The sequence below is a fragment of the Halorubrum sp. CBA1125 genome, assembly GCF_009742825.1.
Classification (GTDB): domain Archaea; phylum Halobacteriota; class Halobacteria; order Halobacteriales; family Haloferacaceae; genus Halorubrum.
The window spans coordinates 1-16983 of sequence record NZ_WPCE01000045.1; the positions used below are offsets into that span (position 1 = coordinate 1).

14 protein-coding genes and 4 pseudogenes are annotated in these 16983 nt (G+C 68.7%); 11 read left to right on the plus strand and 7 right to left on the minus strand.

Annotation, left to right across the window (positions count from 1 at the left end; translation table 11 throughout):
• The 5 genes and pseudogenes from GJ633_RS06295 to GJ633_RS06315 all read left to right on the plus strand — a co-directional run.
• Positions 1 to 324, plus strand: a 324-nt coding sequence (locus GJ633_RS06295; RefSeq protein WP_156588109.1) for a hypothetical protein, incomplete at its 5' end; no start/stop codon positions are given.
• Between the two features lie 125 nt (positions 325 to 449).
• Positions 450 to 912 (plus strand): annotated as a pseudogene (locus GJ633_RS06300) (TRAM domain-containing protein).
• 273 nt (positions 913 to 1185) lie between these two features.
• Positions 1186 to 1671: a Tfx family DNA-binding protein gene (locus tag GJ633_RS06305; RefSeq protein WP_156588110.1), complete on the plus strand. Its 486-nt coding sequence runs from the start codon at positions 1186 to 1188 to the stop codon at positions 1669 to 1671.
• A 78-nt stretch (positions 1672 to 1749) separates the two neighbouring features.
• Positions 1750 to 2575 (plus strand): annotated as a pseudogene (locus GJ633_RS06310) (MBL fold metallo-hydrolase).
• A gap of 62 nt (positions 2576 to 2637) precedes the next feature.
• Positions 2638 to 3738 (plus strand): molybdopterin-dependent oxidoreductase, encoded by a 1101-nt coding sequence (locus GJ633_RS06315; protein WP_156588111.1) that lies wholly within the window; start codon positions 2638 to 2640, stop codon positions 3736 to 3738.
• A 41-nt stretch (positions 3739 to 3779) separates the two neighbouring features.
• Here GJ633_RS06315 and GJ633_RS06320 read toward each other — a convergent pair whose 3' ends face one another.
• The 3 genes from GJ633_RS06320 to GJ633_RS06330 are packed head-to-tail and all read right to left on the minus strand — an operon-like array spanning position 3780 to position 6947.
• Complete coding sequence (locus tag GJ633_RS06320) at positions 3780 to 4172, minus strand: PIN domain-containing protein (protein ID WP_321168938.1); 393 nt, start codon at positions 4170 to 4172, stop codon at positions 3780 to 3782.
• Positions 4169 to 4381 (minus strand): antitoxin VapB family protein, encoded by a 213-nt coding sequence (locus GJ633_RS06325; RefSeq protein WP_156588112.1) that lies wholly within the window; start codon positions 4379 to 4381, stop codon positions 4169 to 4171. Before GJ633_RS06325 ends, GJ633_RS06320 begins: the two co-directional genes overlap by 4 nt.
• Positions 4382 to 4430: 49 nt before the next feature.
• Positions 4431 to 6947, minus strand: a complete 2517-nt coding sequence (locus tag GJ633_RS06330) for a DEAD/DEAH box helicase (protein WP_156588113.1) — start codon at positions 6945 to 6947, stop codon at positions 4431 to 4433.
• Positions 6948 to 7286: 339 nt separating this feature from the next.
• Here GJ633_RS06330 and GJ633_RS06335 point away from each other — a divergent pair, with 339 nt between their 5' ends.
• On the plus strand, positions 7287 to 7769 hold the full coding sequence (locus tag GJ633_RS06335; RefSeq protein ID WP_156588114.1) for a DUF5807 family protein: 483 nt from the start codon (positions 7287 to 7289) through the stop codon (positions 7767 to 7769).
• Between the two features lie 257 nt (positions 7770 to 8026).
• Here the strand turns inward: GJ633_RS06335 and metX are convergent, their stop codons facing one another.
• Both metX and GJ633_RS06345 read right to left on the minus strand, forming a co-directional pair.
• Complete coding sequence (metX, locus tag GJ633_RS06340) at positions 8027 to 9316, minus strand: homoserine O-acetyltransferase (RefSeq protein ID WP_156588115.1); 1290 nt, start codon at positions 9314 to 9316, stop codon at positions 8027 to 8029.
• Positions 9317 to 9319: 3 nt separating this feature from the next.
• Positions 9320 to 10618 (minus strand): O-acetylhomoserine aminocarboxypropyltransferase/cysteine synthase family protein, encoded by a 1299-nt coding sequence (locus tag GJ633_RS06345; protein ID WP_156588116.1) that lies wholly within the window; start codon positions 10616 to 10618, stop codon positions 9320 to 9322.
• 160 nt (positions 10619 to 10778) lie between these two features.
• Between GJ633_RS06345 and GJ633_RS06350 the strand changes: the two are divergent.
• Positions 10779 to 12199, plus strand: a pseudogene (locus GJ633_RS06350) (DHH family phosphoesterase).
• A gap of 27 nt (positions 12200 to 12226) precedes the next feature.
• On the opposite strand, the gene GJ633_RS06355 reads toward GJ633_RS06350, so the two are convergent.
• Positions 12227 to 12790: a response regulator transcription factor gene (locus tag GJ633_RS06355; protein ID WP_321168939.1), complete on the minus strand. Its 564-nt coding sequence runs from the start codon at positions 12788 to 12790 to the stop codon at positions 12227 to 12229.
• Positions 12791 to 12934: 144 nt separating this feature from the next.
• Here GJ633_RS06355 and GJ633_RS06360 point away from each other — a divergent pair, with 144 nt between their 5' ends.
• Positions 12935 to 13663 carry an ATPase domain-containing protein gene (locus GJ633_RS06360; protein WP_156588117.1) on the plus strand — a complete coding sequence of 243 codons (729 nt, stop codon included), beginning with the start codon at positions 12935 to 12937 and terminating at the stop codon, positions 13661 to 13663.
• A gap of 46 nt (positions 13664 to 13709) precedes the next feature.
• Here GJ633_RS06360 and GJ633_RS06365 read toward each other — a convergent pair whose 3' ends face one another.
• Positions 13710 to 14048, minus strand: a complete 339-nt coding sequence (locus tag GJ633_RS06365; protein WP_156588118.1) for a helix-turn-helix domain-containing protein — start codon at positions 14046 to 14048, stop codon at positions 13710 to 13712.
• Between the two features lie 217 nt (positions 14049 to 14265).
• Between GJ633_RS06365 and GJ633_RS06370 the strand changes: the two genes are divergently transcribed.
• The 3 genes and pseudogenes from GJ633_RS06370 to GJ633_RS18470 all read left to right on the plus strand — a co-directional run.
• Positions 14266 to 14613 (plus strand): hypothetical protein, encoded by a 348-nt coding sequence (locus GJ633_RS06370; protein ID WP_156588119.1) that lies wholly within the window; start codon positions 14266 to 14268, stop codon positions 14611 to 14613.
• A 364-nt stretch (positions 14614 to 14977) separates the two neighbouring features.
• Positions 14978 to 15589 (plus strand): archaellin/type IV pilin N-terminal domain-containing protein, encoded by a 612-nt coding sequence (locus GJ633_RS06375; RefSeq protein WP_156588122.1) that lies wholly within the window; start codon positions 14978 to 14980, stop codon positions 15587 to 15589.
• 2 nt (positions 15590 to 15591) lie between these two features.
• Positions 15592 to 16074, plus strand: a pseudogene (locus GJ633_RS18470) (archaellin/type IV pilin N-terminal domain-containing protein); the annotation flags it as partial.
• Positions 16075 to 16983 lie beyond the last annotated feature (909 nt).

The following is a 16983-nucleotide window of genomic DNA, read 5'->3' on the forward strand; positions in this document are numbered from 1 at the left end:
GCCGCGATCGACGAGGCCGGTGAGCTCACCGGGCCGATCGTCGCCGCCGTCGTCGACGAACACGGCGACCGGGGCCACCGCGCGATCGAGGCGGTCGGCGAGGGCCGGGTGAAGCGCTACCGCGATTTCACCGTCGTCGTCGGCCACGAGGACGAGTACGTCGTCGAGGACGGCGAGTGCACCTGCGCGGACGCGACGTACAACCTCGACCCCGAGGACCCGAGCGAGCGGTGTTGGCACGCCATCGCGGTCGACGTCGCGAAGGCGGTCGGCGCCGTCGACCACCACGACATGTGGTACTCCGAGGTCCGCGAGTTCCTGTGACCTGACGGCGACCGACGGGGTTATCCCCGCGTTCGTCCCGGTTCGCCGGTGTGAGGCCGCCGTTTTCGTCGATTTCCCCTCTGGAGTCGAAAACGTTTACAACGGCGGCCGGTCTCCCCTACGGTATGGCGGACTGTCCACTCGCCGACGACTGCCCCAGCTTCGACGAACGGATCCAGGGGATGGGGTGTCAACACTACGGCAACAAAGGCGGCGCAGAGTGGTGTAACCACTACGACATGCCCATCTACGAGCTGAAAAAACAGCCGGTCCAGCCGGGCGAGGAGGTCGTCATCGAGGTCGACGACATCCACGAGAGCGGGGCCGGCGTGGGCCGCACCGACGACGGCTTCATCGTCCTCGTCGACGGGCTCTTGCCCCCGGCGCGCGCGAGGTGCGGATCCACCGCGTGAAGTCGAGCCACGCGACCGCGAAGGAGATCGTCGAGCGCCTCCCAGACGAACCGGACGAGGAGGCGGACGAGGGCGAGAAGACCGATGTCGGGTCCGACGCGACGAGGATGAGGCCCGTCGCGACCGGCCCGACCGCGAGCGGCTCGGCAGCCGGGAGAACTTCTGGGGCAAGTGACGGCGTCCCGGGGCGACACCGCCCCACGGACAGTCCGGACGCCGCCGATCGCACGGGGTCGCTTTCTGGCCCGCTTCGCACGGCATCCCGTCTCACCCTCACACTTCCTCATGCCGTCCCAGTTTCACTTCTCCCCAGCCTCACTCCTCCCCAGCCTCGGCCGGCGGCGGAGCCGCCGCCGCCACCGCGGGCAGATCGGGTCTCGATCGATCGCCGGTCGGCCCCTCCCGCGAAACCGCCGTTTTTTTGGGCGCGCGGTCCCTCCAGACTGGTATGGTCGCAGACGACGGGCCGCCCGAGCCCGACGAGGTCGACGCCGCGGACTTGCTGGATCGGGCGGGATTCGACGCCGAGGAGAGCGTCCTCACCCGCCGACAGGCGGAGGTGCTCGCGCTCCGCGAGCGGGGGCTCCGCCAGTCGGACATCGCCGAACGGCTCGGCACGTCACGCGCCAACGTCTCCAGCGTCGAGGCCAGTGCGCGGGACAACGTCGCCCGCGCCCGCGAGACGGTCGCGTTCGCGGAGGCGCTCGCGGCGCCGGTCCGCGTCGAGATCGAGGCGGGTACTGACCTCTACGACGCGCCGAAGCGCGTGTACGACGCCTGCGACGAGGTGGGCGTGAAGGTGAACCAGACCGCGCCGGACCTGATGAAGACGATCGGCGACCGCGCGGGCGACGCGGTCCACGGTCGCGAGGTCCGTAGCCGCCTGTTCGTCACGGTCGACGCCGACGGCCAGATCCGGGTGCGGCAACCGTAGGGCACCGCGAACGGCCCGCTTCTCCACCGTTCGTGCTCGACCGCGGACGCTAAGGCCGTGGACCGTGGAAGCCGGTCCATGCGAGTCACCCTCCTCGGAACCGGCGACACGACCGGAACGCCGACGGTCGGTTGCGACTGCGCCACCTGCGAGGCGGCGCGGGAACGGGGGGTGTCGCGCTCGCGCTTCTCGGTCCACGTTGAGAACGAGCGCACCGGCGAGTCGCTGCTCGTCGACTTCAGTCCCGACTTCCGACACCAGTTCCTCGAGGCCGACGTCGCGCTCCCCGACGCCGGGCTCGTGACGCACATCCACTTCGACCACCTCGACGGGCTCGGCAACGTCTACCGGCTCGTCGACGGACTCCCGGTCCACGCGCCGAGCGAGACCGACCCGGCCACCGACGAGAGCGTCGCCGAGACGATCCGGCGCAAGTACGACTACCTCGAAGATCGGATCGGGGTCCACAGCCGCGACCCCTTCGAACCGTTCGAGACCTGCGGGTTCGAGGTTCGGTTCGTCCCGGTCGATCACCCCCCGCTGCTCTGTTACGGGACCGTCGTCGAGGACCCCCAAACCGGCGCGAAACTGTCGCTGACCGGCGACACGAGCTACGACGTCCCCGAGCGCTCCCGCGAGGTGCTCGCCGACCCCGACCTCCTGCTCGCGACGCCATCGTCCCCGCGTCGCTCTGTGAGCACCACCCGCTCGGCGGGCGCACGAGGGACCCGACGGCGTTCCGCGCACGTTCGGCACGAAACACATGACCCGCGAGGGGGCGCTCGCGCTCGCGGACGACCTCGACGCCGACCGGACGCGGCTCGTCCACCTCGCGCACTTCTACCCCGAAGACGAGGCGTTCGCGGCGCCGCTCGCGGTCGACGGCGAGGTGTACGAGCTGTGAACCCGACGCTCCGACCCCGCCGCGACCGCACCGTTTTGTCTCGGTAGCACGTCACACGATCTATGGGCGACCGGTCTCGGTTCCGCGCCGCGCTCGACCGCTTGGAGCCGCCGCCGCGCGCGGTCGACTGGTCGCTCTTCGCGTTCGTCGTCGCCGAGGCGGTCACCGGCCTCGTCTCGTTCACCGTGGCCGTCCCCGCGGGGTGGCCGCTGTTCTGGCTCCACCGCTCGCTCGGCGTTGCGATCGTCGTACTGCTCGCGTGGAAGCTCGCGCGGGTCCGGGGTCGGCTCACCGACCCGACGGTGTGGCGGCGGTCGACGTCGCTGTCGGTCCTCACGCTCGTCGCGGTGCTCGGGACGCTCTCTACGGGGATCGCATGGGTGTTCGGGCTCGACGTCAGGGTCTCCGCCTGGACGTTCCTGTCCGTCCACGTCGGGTTCGGGCTCGCCTTGGTCCCGCTCGTGGCCGCGCACGCGTCGACGCGGTTCCGGCTTCCCCGCCGAGTCGACTTCGAGCGCCGGCGCACCGCGATCCGCTACACCGCGCTGCTCGCCGCTGGCGCGGCGACTTACCGGCTCCAAGGGTGGGCCAACGACGCGCTCGATACCGCCGGCGCTGACCGACGGTTCACCGGCTCGCACCCCCGAGAGGGCGAGGGCAACGCCGCCTTTCCGATCACGTCGTGGGTCGCCGACGATCCCGACCCGATCGGCCGGGACGCCTACCGGCTCCGGGTGGACGGGCTCGTCGCGGCCCCAGTCGAGCTGACCGCCGACGAGCTCGCCGCCGGCCACGAGACCGAAGCCCTGCTCGACTGCACGAGTGGCTGGTACACGATCCAGGAGTGGGGCGGGATCCGCGTCGGCGACCTACTGGATGCGGCCGGTGGGACGGCGGCCGACGCCGACCGCGAGCCCGCCTACGTCCGGTTCGTCTCCGTGACGGGCTACCGGTGGAGCCTCCCGCTTTCGGAGGCCGAAGACGCGCTGCTCGCCACCCACGTCGGCGGCGAACCGCTCTCGCACGGCCACGGCGCGCCCGCGCGGCTGGTCGCGCCCGATCGCCGCGGCTTCCAGTGGGTAAAGTGGGTGACGCGCGTGGAGGTGCGCGCCGAGTACGACCTCGCGCAGTGGGTGGTGACGCTGGTGAGCGGATTCGACTGAGTCCGGTGGACGGATCAGGAGGGCCAGGCGAAATCTGTGGGTCAGACGAGATCGAGGTCAAGAACGTCACGGATCCCGTCGACGTCGAAGTCGACGTCTGACGCGGCGAGCCGTTCGTCCAGCGTGAGGGCCGTTCCGGCGATGAACGCGTCGCGAGCCGCGAGCGGATCTCCCCGGTCGCGGAGCGCGTCCTGGAGCACCGCCGCCTCGCGAGCGACCGCTGCCGACGTGTCGATCACGTGTACCCAGTCGAGCGCCTCGTCGACCGCGTCGAGGTTCGTCGATCCCGTCTTGAACACCTCGCCCTGGTAGACCTCGAACAGCACGAGCGGCGGTGCGACTGCGTGCTCGTCGGCGTGAGACTCGACGTACTCGACGGCGGGGGATCGCCCCGCGAGGTAGTCGATGAGGACGCTGCTGTCGTATACGGTCACCGCGAGTCGACCCCGCGTTTCATCTCCTGGCGCTTCTCGCGTGCGCGCTCGGCCGCGTCGCTCCCCGCCCAGAGGCCGGCTCCGGACCGAATCTCCTCGCGGCGCTCGCGGAGCAACCGCGTCAACAGGTCGTCGAAGGTTTCGTCCTCGCCCTTCAACGACGCGAGCGCGGCGTGGGTCTCCTCGTCGACGCGGATACTCTTGCTCATGTGGGTTCGTATACGTCTCCGTATACAATATCGTTTTCCCCGTCGCGTCTCACTCGTACTCCGACCCGACGACCTCGCGGATCCGCTCGGCGGTCACCTGCCCGACGCCGTCGACCTCCAGGAGGTCGTCTTCGCGCGCCGTCATCACCGCCTCGACGGTGCCGAAGTGCTCCAAGAGCGAGCGGGCGGTGACGGGGCCGATGTCGGCGATGGAGGAGACGACGTACTCCTGCTGTTCCGCGCGGGTCTTCGTGGTCTTCTCGCCGTGGACGCTCACCTCGCGGTCGCGCGTCTCCTGCTCGCGGCGGGCGATCGTCGCGAGCAGTTCCGTCGTGTCGGCCTCGTCTTCGGTTCGCAGGACGCTCACGTCGAAATCGACGGCGAGCGACGCGAGCGCGCCCCGGATCGCGTTGGGGTCGATGTCGCGCTGGCCGTAGAGGTTCGCCCCCTCGACGACCAGCACGGGCCGGGCGTACGCCCGCGAGAGCTCGCCGACCTGCTCGAACAGCGACCGGTCGGCGTCGAGCATCGAGTCCACGAAGTCGGCGGCCGCCTTCCGCTCGACGGCGACGCGGTCCGAGAGGACGTAGTCGCTGACCGCGAGCGTCTCCAGCCGGGTGACGAGCCCGTCTCGCGTCGAGAGGTCCTTCGCGATCGACGAGTCGAGTTCGCGCTGGTCGACGACGATCTCCACGCCCTCTTCGACGCCGGCCGTGGCGACGACGGCGTCGTCGGTGTCGGCGGTGGCCTCCGTGTCTGCGTCGGCCTCGCTCCCGTCGTCGCTGTCGCCGTCCCCTCCCTTTCGCGCCTCGGCGGCGAAGTCGGTGAGGCCGGGATCGTCGCTGGCGGCGGTGTCGCCGGTGGCGGTGTCGCCGACGGCATCGCTGTCGGGATCGTCACCGTCGCTCTCGCTGTCGTCGTCCTCTTCGTCCCCCCCGCCGCCGTCGATTGCGGCCGATTCGGCGTCGCGCTCGCTCCCGGCGAACGCGTCGAGCCCGGCCTGGCCGCCGGCGCCGACCGACTCCTCGATGTCGTCGGTGGCGGCCTTCAGCTCGGCGAGCTGTTCGGCCATCTTCTTCTCGCGCCGCCGCGAGATCCAGAAGAACGCCTCGTCGCGGGTGTCCTCGGCCATCAGCACGACGACCTGCCCCTCGGCCTGCCGGCCGGTCCGACCCTTGCGCTGGATCGATCGGATCGCGGTGGGGACTGGCTCGTAGAAACAGACGAGGTCGACCTCGGGGACGTCGAGCCCCTCCTCGGCGACGCTCGTGGAGACGAGCACCTCGAACTCGCCGTCCTTGAACTCGTCGAGCGTCTCTTGCTGCTGTTTCTGGCTCATCCCGTCGGAGCCCTCCTTGTCGCCCTGGCCGACGAACTTCCGCACGTCGAAGCTGGCGGAGAGGAACTCCACGAGCGCCTCGGCGGTGTCTCTGGACTCGGTGAAGAGGATCGCCCGTTCCCCCTCGTTGATCCCGAGCGTCTCCGCGAGCAGGATCCGGGCCTTCGAGAACTTCGGGTGGAGCCCGTCGAACGACTCCGCCTTCCGCATCGCCTCCCGTACCTTGGGGTCCGCGACCATCCGCTGGCTCGCCTTCGAGGCGCCCGACGAGCGGGCCGCCTCCCGCTGGCGTTCGAAGTAGCGCCGGACCGACTCCACCGACTGGGTCTCGACGAGTTCGACGGCGCGGCGGAGCTTCATCACCTCCGCGTGGGTGGACATTCCCTTGTACCCCTCCGACTGGTCGTTGTCCATCATCTCCTTCAGCTTCCCGCGCATCTCGTTGAGGTCGCGCTGGGAGAGGTCGGGGTTCGTCGAGTTCGTCACGCCGAGCTGCTTCAGCTTCTCTAAGCGGTCCGCGATCACCTCGTTCAGGGCGTCCCGGATAGCGAGCACCTCGTCGGGGAGGGTGACCTGCTCCCAGCGCACGTCGGTGTCGTGGGTGTACTCGTCGACGTCGGCGTCCGCCTCGGTCATCACCTCGACGTTCGCGAGCCCGAGGTTCTCACAGACCGTCTCGATCTCCTCGGTGTCGCCGCCGGGCGAGGCCGACATCCCGGTGACGAGCGGGTCGGCCGCGTCGGCGTGGTACCGTTCCGCGATGTAGACGTACGCGTAGTCGCCGGTCGCGCGGTGGCACTCGTCGAAGGTGCAGTGGGTGACGTCCCGCAGGGAGACCCGGTTGCCGACGAGGTCGTTCTCGACGACCTGCGGGGTCGCGATCACCACCCGCGCGTCGTCCCAGACTGCGGCCCGGTCGTCGGGCTTCACGTCGCCGGTGAACACCACGATCTCCTCGTCCGGAATCGCCAGCGCCTCGCGGTAGAAGTCGGCGTGTTGCTGGACGAGCGGCTTGGTGGGGGCGAGAAACAGCGCCTTTCCGCCCGCCTCGTGGAGCCGCTCGGCGGTGACGAACAGGCTGACGGTGGTCTTGCCGAGGCCGGTCGGGAGACAGACGAGCGTGTGCGCGTCGGCCGCCGACGCCGCGAGCCGGAGCTGGTACCGGCGACGCTCTAAGACGTCGTCGACGAGTAGCGGTCGGTCGATCTCGGCGGCCTCGGTCGCCATCGGCGGCTCTTGGCCGTCACCGGCCTAAAGGCTTCGCGAAGCGCGGCGAAAGTGGTATCTGTGGACGGCGCGGTCGAGGTGGCCCCTCACGCCGAGGGCGTCACCGCTCTCCCAGCCGGTCTTCGTGGACGTCCTCCGGGACCTCCTCGTCGATCAGCTGTGCCCACTCGACGAGCCGGTCTCCGGACGGGGTTTGCGCGCTCATCACGCGTCGGATCACGGTGACACGTCTTAACACTTACCCCGATTTCGGCCGCGTCGGCATCGCAGGGACCGGACGCACCCCTCGCAGCGAGCCCGACTCGCACGTCTTTTACCGCTCACGCGCCTCCGTCCGTCATGAGCAACCTCGACGAGTTCCTCGCCGGCGAGCGGCTCGACGACGTCGTCTTCTACCTGAGCGACGCGTACCTCGACGACGACTCCCGGCTCCGGGAGGTCGGCACCGAGACCGACGGCGGCGTCCGGCTGATCCTCGACGGCGAGACGGGGCGGTCGGCCTTCGAGGCCGGTACGGGCATGGGCGCGATGGAGTTCGCGAAGGAAGCGATGGGGAACCAGGGGCGGATCGACCGAACCCTCGACGGCGGGCGGTGTCCGTTCGCGGACGACGTCGCCGAGCCGCTCGACACGGCGGATGTCGACGAGACGCCCGACGCGGACGACGTCGACCACGAGGTCCGGTTCGTGTTCGCGTTCGCGGAGGGGGAGAACCCGGACGTGGGAGGTCTCTACGCCGAGGGCGACGTGGTCCACGCGTACGCTCACTGTACCTGCGGGGAGAGCTACTCGCACAAGTGGGTCGTCGGCGACCGGGACTGAGAGGGAAGTCGGCGGCGGTACGTGGGAGTTCGATGCGTTTGTGCCGACCCCGGACGCCCCGGTCGCTCGAGTTCGTCACAAGTCCTCGCGGCTGCCCTGTGTGTCCCGCCCCGCACAGTTCCGATCCGCACAGCACCTCACACCTCCCCAACCTCGCATCGGCCGCGCCGCCGGAACCGCTCGGCGGCGCGGCCGTTGCTCCCTCGCGCGCGACACTCCCGGGCCTTCGGCCCGCTCGTGTGACCGCGCGCCGCCGCTCACCCCTTGAACAGGCTGGAGTGGACGGGGGCGTGATCCGGGCCCTGGTCGGACTCCTCGCACGCCGGCTCGTCTCCGCTCCAGTCGTCGACCGCGCGCCCCTCGACCCCGTCCGCGAGGAAGTCTGACAGCGGCGGCCCGACGTGTTCCGGCTCCACGAGGAACGCGTCGTGGCCGTGGTCGGACTCGATCACGTGGTGGGCGACGGGGATGTCGCCCTCGCGGAAGGCCGCCGCGAGCGAGGCGGCCTGTTCCACCGTGAAGTGCCAGTCGGCGGTGAAGCTCATCACCAGCGTCTCGCCCTCGAAGGCGGCGACCGCGTCGGCGTCGCTGCCGTGGCCGGCCGCGAGGTCGTACTCGTCCATCGCGCGCGTGAGGTAGAGGTAACTGTTCGCGTCGAACCGTTCGCTGAACCCCTCCGCCTGGTAGTCGAGGTACGACTCCACCTCGCGGTACGGGAAGAAGCCCGCCGTCGGCTCCGGCGGCAGCCCCAGGTCGCCCTCCTCGCGGGTCAGCGAGTCGCGACCCGCGGAGCGGCGACCGAACTTCCGCTCCATCGACCCCTTCGAGAGGTACATCACGTGCCCGATCTGCCGGGCCAGCGCGAGCCCGTCGTCCGGCGAGGGGCGGTCCTCGCCGTAGTAGTCGCCGCCGTTCCAGTTCGGGTCTGCCCGGATCGCCCGTCGCGCGATCGCGTCGAGCGCGAGACACTGTGCGTCGAGGCGCCCTGCGGTCGCGATGGGGACGATCCGGTCGACGTCGTCGGGGTACTGCTTCGCCCAATCGAGGACGTTCATCCCGCCGACGCTGCCGCCGACGACCGCGTGGAGCCGCCCCACGCCGAGGTGGTCGAGCAGCTGGCGCTGCGCGCGCGTCCAGTCTTCGACCTGCACCGGCGGGAACGCGGTCCCCCACCGGTCGTGGTCGGGCGCGTCCGGCAGGTCGAGGTCGGCGGGGCGCTCGCTCGCCGGCCCGGTGGTGCCGTAACAGGACCCGGGGATGTTCGCGCAGACGACGTAGTACTCCGTGGTGTCTATCGCCTTGCCCGGGCCGACGATGTCGTCCCACCACGCGCGGGCCTGGCCGGCCTGCCCCGCGTCCTGCTCCGGCGACGGCGACCGGGCGACGTTCTGGCTGCCGGTGAGCGCGTGACAGATCAGCACGACGTTGTCGCCGTCGAACTCGCCGTGGGTCTCGTAGGCGACCTCCAGGTCGGGCACCGATCTGCCGCACGCGAAGGTGAACTCGCCGAGGGAGACGACGCCGTGGTCGGTCGGCGTGGCGCTCATGTCTCACCCCCCCGTTCCGTTCGCCGCGCGGTCGCCGGCCGAGAGCCCCGCGTCGAGGTCGGCGATCACGTCGTCGGGGTCCTCGATCCCGACCGAGAGCCGGAGCATGTTCGGGAAGACGCCGGCCAGCCGCTGTTGCGTCTCGTCCATCTGCGCGTGCGTCGTTGAGGCCGGGTGGATGACGAGCGTCTTCGCGTCGCCGACGTTCGCGAGGAAGCTCGTCAGATCCACGGACTCACACAGCGCCTTCGCGGCCGCGTAGCCGCCCTCTACGCCGAACGTGACCATCCCGCCGTAGCCGTCGAGGTACCGCTCGGCGTTGTCGTGGCTCGGGTGGTCGTCGAACCCCGGATACGTCACCCAGTCGACCCGCTCGTCGTCGCGGAGAAACTCGGCGACCGCCCGCGCGTTCTCGCAGTGGCGGTCCATCCGGAGCGGGAGCGTGTTGAGCCCCTGGAGCGTCTGCCACGCGTCGAACGGGGACTGCTGTCCGCCGGTGGTCCGGACCGCGCGCTGGCGGACGACGTTGGCGAACGCGGCGTCGCCGAACCGCTCGACGAAGTCGATCGGGAAGGCGGGAGACTGCCCGTCGAGTTCGTCGTAGTCGGCGTCCGGGTGGTCCCACGGGAACTGGCCGCCGTCGACGACGACGCCGCCGACGGTCGTCCCGTTGCCGGTGATCCACTTCGTCGTCGACTCCCAGACGACGTCGGCGCCGTGCTCGAACGGCCGACAGCAGTACGGGCTCGCGAACGTGTTGTCGACCACGAGCGGGACCGCGTGGTCGTGGGCGACGCCGGCGATCCGCTCGAAGTCCGGGACGACGAGCGAGGGGTTCGCGACCGTCTCGACGTGAACGAACGCGGTGTCCTCGTCGATCCTCTCCTCGTACGCCTCGTAATCGAGGGTGTCGACGAGGCGAGTCTCGATCCCGCGCCGGCTCGCGATGCTGGAGAGGTACGTCGCCGTGCCGCCGTACATCTCGGAGCTGGCGACGACGTTGTCGCCCGCGCTCGCGAGCACGGTCGTGACCGCGTCGAACGCCGCCATCCCCGATCCGGTCGCGACGGCCCCCGTGCCGCCCGACAGGTTCGCGATCCGGTCTTCGAGGACGCTCACCGTCGGGTTGGAGATGCGGGAGTAGACGTCGCCCTCCGCCCGGAGCGCGTACATCTCGGCCGCGGTGTCCGCGTCGTCGAAGACGTACGAGGTCGTCTGGTGGATCGGGACCGCCCGCGACCCGGTCTCCGGGTCGGGCTCGGCGCCGGCGTGGAGACTCCGGGTGTTGAACCCACGTGTCATGTGCGTAGTGCATATATCTCTATACGTCTATAACTGAGAGTTACGGCAAGTGATGCCTCGGTCGAGAAGCGTCCGCGGGGCGGCGACGTCCGGATCGGCGGCGTGCCCGACCGCCGGCCGAAGCGTGAGTTTATCCCCGATCGCGAGCCAACGAACGGTGATGGCAGCCGCCGACTCTCCCGTGCCGGCCCTCGCAGAACGCGCGAGCGCCTGCGCCGCTCGCCTCCGGGCGGCGGACCGCGTGCTCCTGGCCTCGCACATCGACGCCGACGGACTCACCAGCGCCGGGATCGCTTCGACGGCGCTCGCGCGGGCGGGCATCGACCACGAGGTCGTCTTCGAGAAGCAGCTCGACGCCGCGTCGATCGCCGGGATCGCGGCCCGGGAGTTCGACGTGGTCCTCTTCACTGACTTCGGGTCCGGACAGCTCGACGTGGTCGCGGCCCACGAGGCCGCGGGCGACTTCGTGCCGGTGATCGCCGACCACCACCAGCCGGCGGCGGCGGACACTGAGTTCCACCTCAATCCGCTGCTCGAGGGGATCGACGGCGCGAGCGAGCTGTCGGGCGCGGGCGCGAGCTACGTCCTCGCTCGGGCGCTCGAGGGACCGGACGGCGACAACCGCGACCTCGCCGCGCTCGCGGTCGTCGGCGCGGTCGGCGACATGCAGGACGCCGACGGCGAGCTCGTCGGCGCCAACGAGGCGATCGTCGCCGACGGCGTCGACGCCGGGGTGATCGAGGCCCGAACCGACCTGGACCTCTACGGGCGACAGACCCGTCCGCTCCCGAAGCTGCTGGAGTACGCCTCCGACGTTCGCATTCCCGGGATCTCGAACGACGAGGCCGGCGCCGTCGCCTTCCTGTCCGACCTCGACGTCGACGCGAAGCGCGACGGCGAGTGGCGGCGTTGGGTCGACCTCGACGGCGACGAGCGGCAGACGGTCGCGTCGGCGCTGATGCGTCGTGCCGTCTCGTCCGGCGTTCCCGCCGATCGGGTCGATGCGCTCGTCGGGACCGCCTACACGCTCGTCGACGAGGCGTCGGGCACCGAGCTGCGCGACGTGAGCGAGTTCTCGACGCTGCTCAACGCGACCGCCCGGTACGACCGTGCCGACGTCGGGCTCGCCGTGTGTCTCGGCGACCGCGGCGACGCGCTCGCGGAGGCGCGGCGGCTCCTCCGGACCCATCGCCGGAACTCTCCGAGGGGCTCCAGTGGGTCAAGACGGAAGGCGTCACCCACGAGGACCACCTCCAGTGGTTCGACGCGGGCTCGCGGATCCGCGAGACGATCGTCGGTATCGTCGCGGGGATGGCGGTCGGCTCGCCGGCGGTCGACCGGTCGAAGCCCGTGATCGCCTTCGCCGAGGAGCGCGACACCGAGCTGAAGGTGTCCTCGCGGGGCTCGCGAGCGCTCGTGCGGCGGGGACTCGACCTCTCCGCGGTGATGCGCGAGGCGAGCAGCGCCGTCGGCGGCGAGGGCGGCGGTCACGACGTCGCCGCGGGCGCGACGATCCCCATCGACGAGCGGGACGCGTTCCTCGCGGCGGCCGACGAGCTGGTCGGCGAGCAGCTCTCCTGAGGACGAACGACCCGGCGGTCGACGCGGTCAGGCCTCGCCGAGGTCGCGGAACATCGCGCGGTAGTCGTCGGTCGACAGCGACTCGCCGAGGTCGTCGATGTCGGCGTCGAGGGCATCGAGCCGCGCTTCGAGCTCCGCGTACGAGGCGCTCTGTCGCCGCTGTGTCGCCGGCTTCTGTGCGTTGAGGACCGCCCGCTTGCTCGCCAGCGCGGCGGCCTCCCTGACGAGGTCGTCGTACTCGCTGCGCGTCAGGAGCGTCTCGATCGCCGACAGGAGTTCCGATCGCCCGACCGGCTTGGTGAGGTACAGGTCGAACCCCATGTCGACGATGTCGAAGTCGGGCTCGACGGCGGTGACCATCGCGACCCGGCAGTCGTACCCCCGATCGCGGATATGCGCCAGGACGTCGTCACCGCTCCCGTCCGGCAGACGGCGGTCGAGCAACACGACGTCGATCGTCTCGTCGACGACGTCGGCCGCCTCGGCGGCGGTCTCGGCGACCCTCACGTCGTACTGTTCCTCGAGAAATCCGGCGTACAGCGCCGCGATGTCGGGTTCGTCTTCCACGACCAGGACCGACGCGTCGCTCACTCTCGATCACCGCCACCGTCGACGGGGTTCGGTTCACCGGACATACGCGAACGCGCGGCGTGTCGGGAGATAAAACTGTCGCCGGGGAGACGCTCGTCCGGTCGGATCGTCTTTTATATACACCCGTCGCCAAGAGGGGGACGAATGTCAGAACTCGTCTCCACCGGGGTCGAGGGACTCGACTCGATCCTCACCGGCGGCATCACGGAGCGGTCGACGGTCCTCGTCTCCGGGAACCCCGGCACCGGAAAGAGCATCTTCGGGATCCAGTACCTCCACCACGGCGCGACCGAGCACGGCGAACGCGGCGTCTACGTCTCCTTCGAGGAGGACGAGGCGGACATCCGCGACGCAGCCGAGTCGGTCGGCTTCGACGACTTCGGCGACCTCGTCGACGACGGCGAGATCGTGATCTTGGACAAACGCGAGATGCTGCGCGAGACCGACTTCTCGACGGCGGTCGACCGGCTGCTCGACACCGTCGAGGACGGCGAATTCGACCGGCTGGTGCTCGATTCGCTGTCGATGTTTCAGCTCTTCTTCGACGCCGAACAGGAGAAGCGGACGTACCTGTTGAAGTTCTCGGACATCCTCAAGGCGAACGGGCTCACCTCGCTGCTCATCAACGAGCAGGGCGCCGTCTTCCCCGACACGGAAGTCGGGCTCGAGAACTTCCTCACCGACGGGAACATCTACTTCATCCAGACGCCCACGGACTCCGGCGTCAATCGGTACGTGTGGGTGGCGAAGATGCGGAAACAGGACATCGACACCGACATCTTCCCGATGGAGATCGGCGAGGGCGGGATCACGGTCCACGAGCGGGCCGGCGGGTTCTCGATGATGGGGCGCTCGGACGAGCCGTCGTTCTGATCGGACGGCCGGAAGGCGGTGTCTGTCCTGACCGGGTCGCCGCGCGCTACTGGCCGGACGACAGGTCCCGCCAGACGTCGTCGAGACGGTTCTTCACCGCGGAACGCTCTTCCACCTCGACCGTGAGCCCGTCGCGGAAGTCGACCTCGACGCCGTCGACCTTCCGGCGGTACACCTTCACCCGGCGGTGCTCGTCCGAGAGCGGGCGGTCGTGGAGCTCGAGGAGGTCCGCCTCCTCGAGCTCGTTGATCCGGCGATAACACGTCGCGATCGGCACGTCGAGCTCCTCGCTGAGATCCTGTGCCGATTTCGCCTCCCCCGCTGCCGTCAGGATGTCGGTGTTGTACTTGTTGCCGAGCACCGTGATCAGGTCGTCCCCCGCCATTCTCGTTATCGCTGTTGATTTTTGGGAGGTAAAAGGATACCGATACGAACACTTCGCCGACAGACCCTCTCGAACTCCCGCGTCAGTTCGTCTACTCGGATCTCGACGCCGCAATTCGTTCTCTGCCGACGCCGAACGAGCCCCTCGTCGACGCCGGTGTTATCGGCCCTGATACCCGCCGCGGTGGGTTTATTACCGGACTCCGAGCACGCCGCGTATGGAGCTCATCGAGGGTCTGTATCTCGTGACGACCACCGTGCTGGCCGGCGCGAGCGCGACCCTGCTGGCGTTCGCGCTGTCGGCGTACCGGTCGTCGGGTCGCACGGCGATGGCGTACCTCGCGGTCGGGTTCGCGCTGGTCGTCGTCGCCGCGGTGGCGACCCCCGTCGCGGCGTTCAGAACCGGCTTCGCGAACCCGCAGTCGCTCCTGCTCGTCAACACCGGCCTGCTCGCGGCGTCGATGGCGCTTCTCGCGGGCAGCCTCGTCGTCTACGAGCCCGGGACACAGGAGCTCGTCATTCCCGAGTCGGAGCTCGCGCGAATCCAAGACGTCGACAACCGGTAGCAGCGCCCGTCTCCCGATCGACGGTCGTCCCGCCCCGGGGTTCTGCGGGGCGTCCGCCGTTCCCCGCTCCCCGCTCCCGGACGCTTCACGACGAGCGGTATCGCGCACTCGACACCCTGCGGACCGTGGCCGCAATTCGCCGCCGCAATTGGTCGTCGCTATTCGTCGCCACCGTTCTCAGACGAGAGAATCACGCGGCGATGTCGTAGATACTTCCCGAAACTAAATGCTGGAAAGAATATCAAAAATCGCAAGACTGCACCGTTTTATCAATTCGAATAATTTGCTCGGAGTCTTTAAGATGGATTTCCCGCTCCCTCACGATAACGCCCGCCGGAAAGGCCGGGGGCCGACACAACACACAATGTTCGAAACCATACTGGACGAAGAAGAGCGCGGGCAAGTGGGGATCGGTACCCTCATCGTGTTCATCGCGATGGTACTGGTGGCGGCGATCGCCGCCGGCGTGCTGATCAACACCGCCGGGTTCCTCCAGACGCAGGCGGAGGCAACGGGCGAAGAGAGTACGAGTCAGGTGAGTGAGCGCCTGCAGATCGTGAGCCAGTCGGGCGACATCTCCGACAACGTCGCAAACACCAGTGAGCGAGGCATCGGTTCCCTTGAGTTCGTCGTCGCGTCGGCGCCCGGCGCGGACAACATCGACCTCGACGAGGTGTCGGTGGAACTTGTTGGCACATCTGGTCAGGAAACGTTCCAGCTTGACGAAGATCCGCCAGCGACAAACGAGATCTTCACTGGCTCGGCAAACGACAACGTTCTGACAGACAATAGCGACCGCGCCGAGGTCACAGTTGACCTCGAATCGGACGCGTTTGAGAATGAAGACGGATACGCGCTCACCGAGGGCGACTCCCTCACGGTGACGTTCACGACTGCATCCGGTGCATCGACTACGACCGAGATCCGCGTCCCGACCACGCTGGTCGGCGATGACGGCGATTCGGTGAGGCTGTAACAATGTTCGAGTTTATAACTAACGACGATCGCGGTCAGGTCGGTATTGGCACGCTCATCGTGTTCATCGCGATGGTGCTGGTGGCGGCGATCGCCGCAGGCGTCCTGATCAACACGGCTGGGTTCCTCCAGTCGCAGGCAGAATCGACCGGCGAAGAGAGTACGGACCTTGTGTCCGAACGGATCGAAGTGACGAGTTCCGTCGGCATCGTCAGCGGTGACACCTCGACGCTGGAGGAAATCCGCGTGACGACCACCGGCGCTCCCGGCGCCGACGACATCGACCTGACCGACACGACGATCCAGGCTGTCGGGCCGGGGGGACAGGAGAATCTCGTATTCACCGACGCCGCGTACGACGTGATCGTGCCGGACGATTCGGACAACGTCTCTATCCAGCGCCCCGTGACCAGCGATGCCGAGACGGTTCAGGTCGGCGTGAGTGAAGACATCTCCGATTCGATTGAACACCTGAACGTCTCCTCGGACGGCGGAGAATCCATCTCTGTTCCCATCGAGAGCGTCGATGCGGGCGAGATCAACACGATCGACGTTTCGGAACTCGATCTCAGTGGTACTCCGACTCTGACGCCGGAACTTGTCGACGGCTCCGATACTGTTCAGTCCTCCGCTACGAGTGTCACTGTGACCGACGTCACTCGTTCGGTCTCGACTGCTTCCGCAAACACGTCGGAACTTCAGGGAACCATCCGTGTTGACGAGACCGACGTTCTGGTGTACGCTGGCCCCGACGACAGTGGTGACGGGAGCGGATACGCCCAGATCAACATTACGAACGAAGCTAACGGCGAAACGGTGATCCTGTCGGCCGGCGACGACTTCGAGAAGGATTCCGAGTTTACGGCGGATATCTCGGCTCTCGACACGTCTGAGGGCGACACTCTAGCGATCACTACCGAGGAAAGTGACGGAACCGACGTGAACACCGGGGCGTCTGTCACTGTCGCTGCGCCCCTCGATGTCGCGTCCGTCGAGAACCTCAACCCCGGTGAGTTCGCGGTCGGCTCCGACGGCGCCTTCATGTCGGATCCCGTCCTTGACGATCAGAACCAGTACACGATCCTGGTGAACCCGTCCTCGGGGGCGTTCGCCGACGAGTCGGCCTTCGGTGAGAGCGACGACGCGACGCTCGACATCGTCTCGCCGGCAGGCGCGACGACCCAGATCGAACTGACCGCGCCCGACCTCTTCAGCGAGAACGGCGAAGCGGTCCGGCTCTAACGAGCCTCGCACAGCCCTGACCACGTCCCCGGCGGATCCCGCCGCCCGGAACACCTATTTTCTCGCGTCACCACGGCTACGCCATGAGTGACCACGACGCACCGCCGGCCGATCCCGACGACCTCGATTTCACCGACGACGAGCACGTCGTCG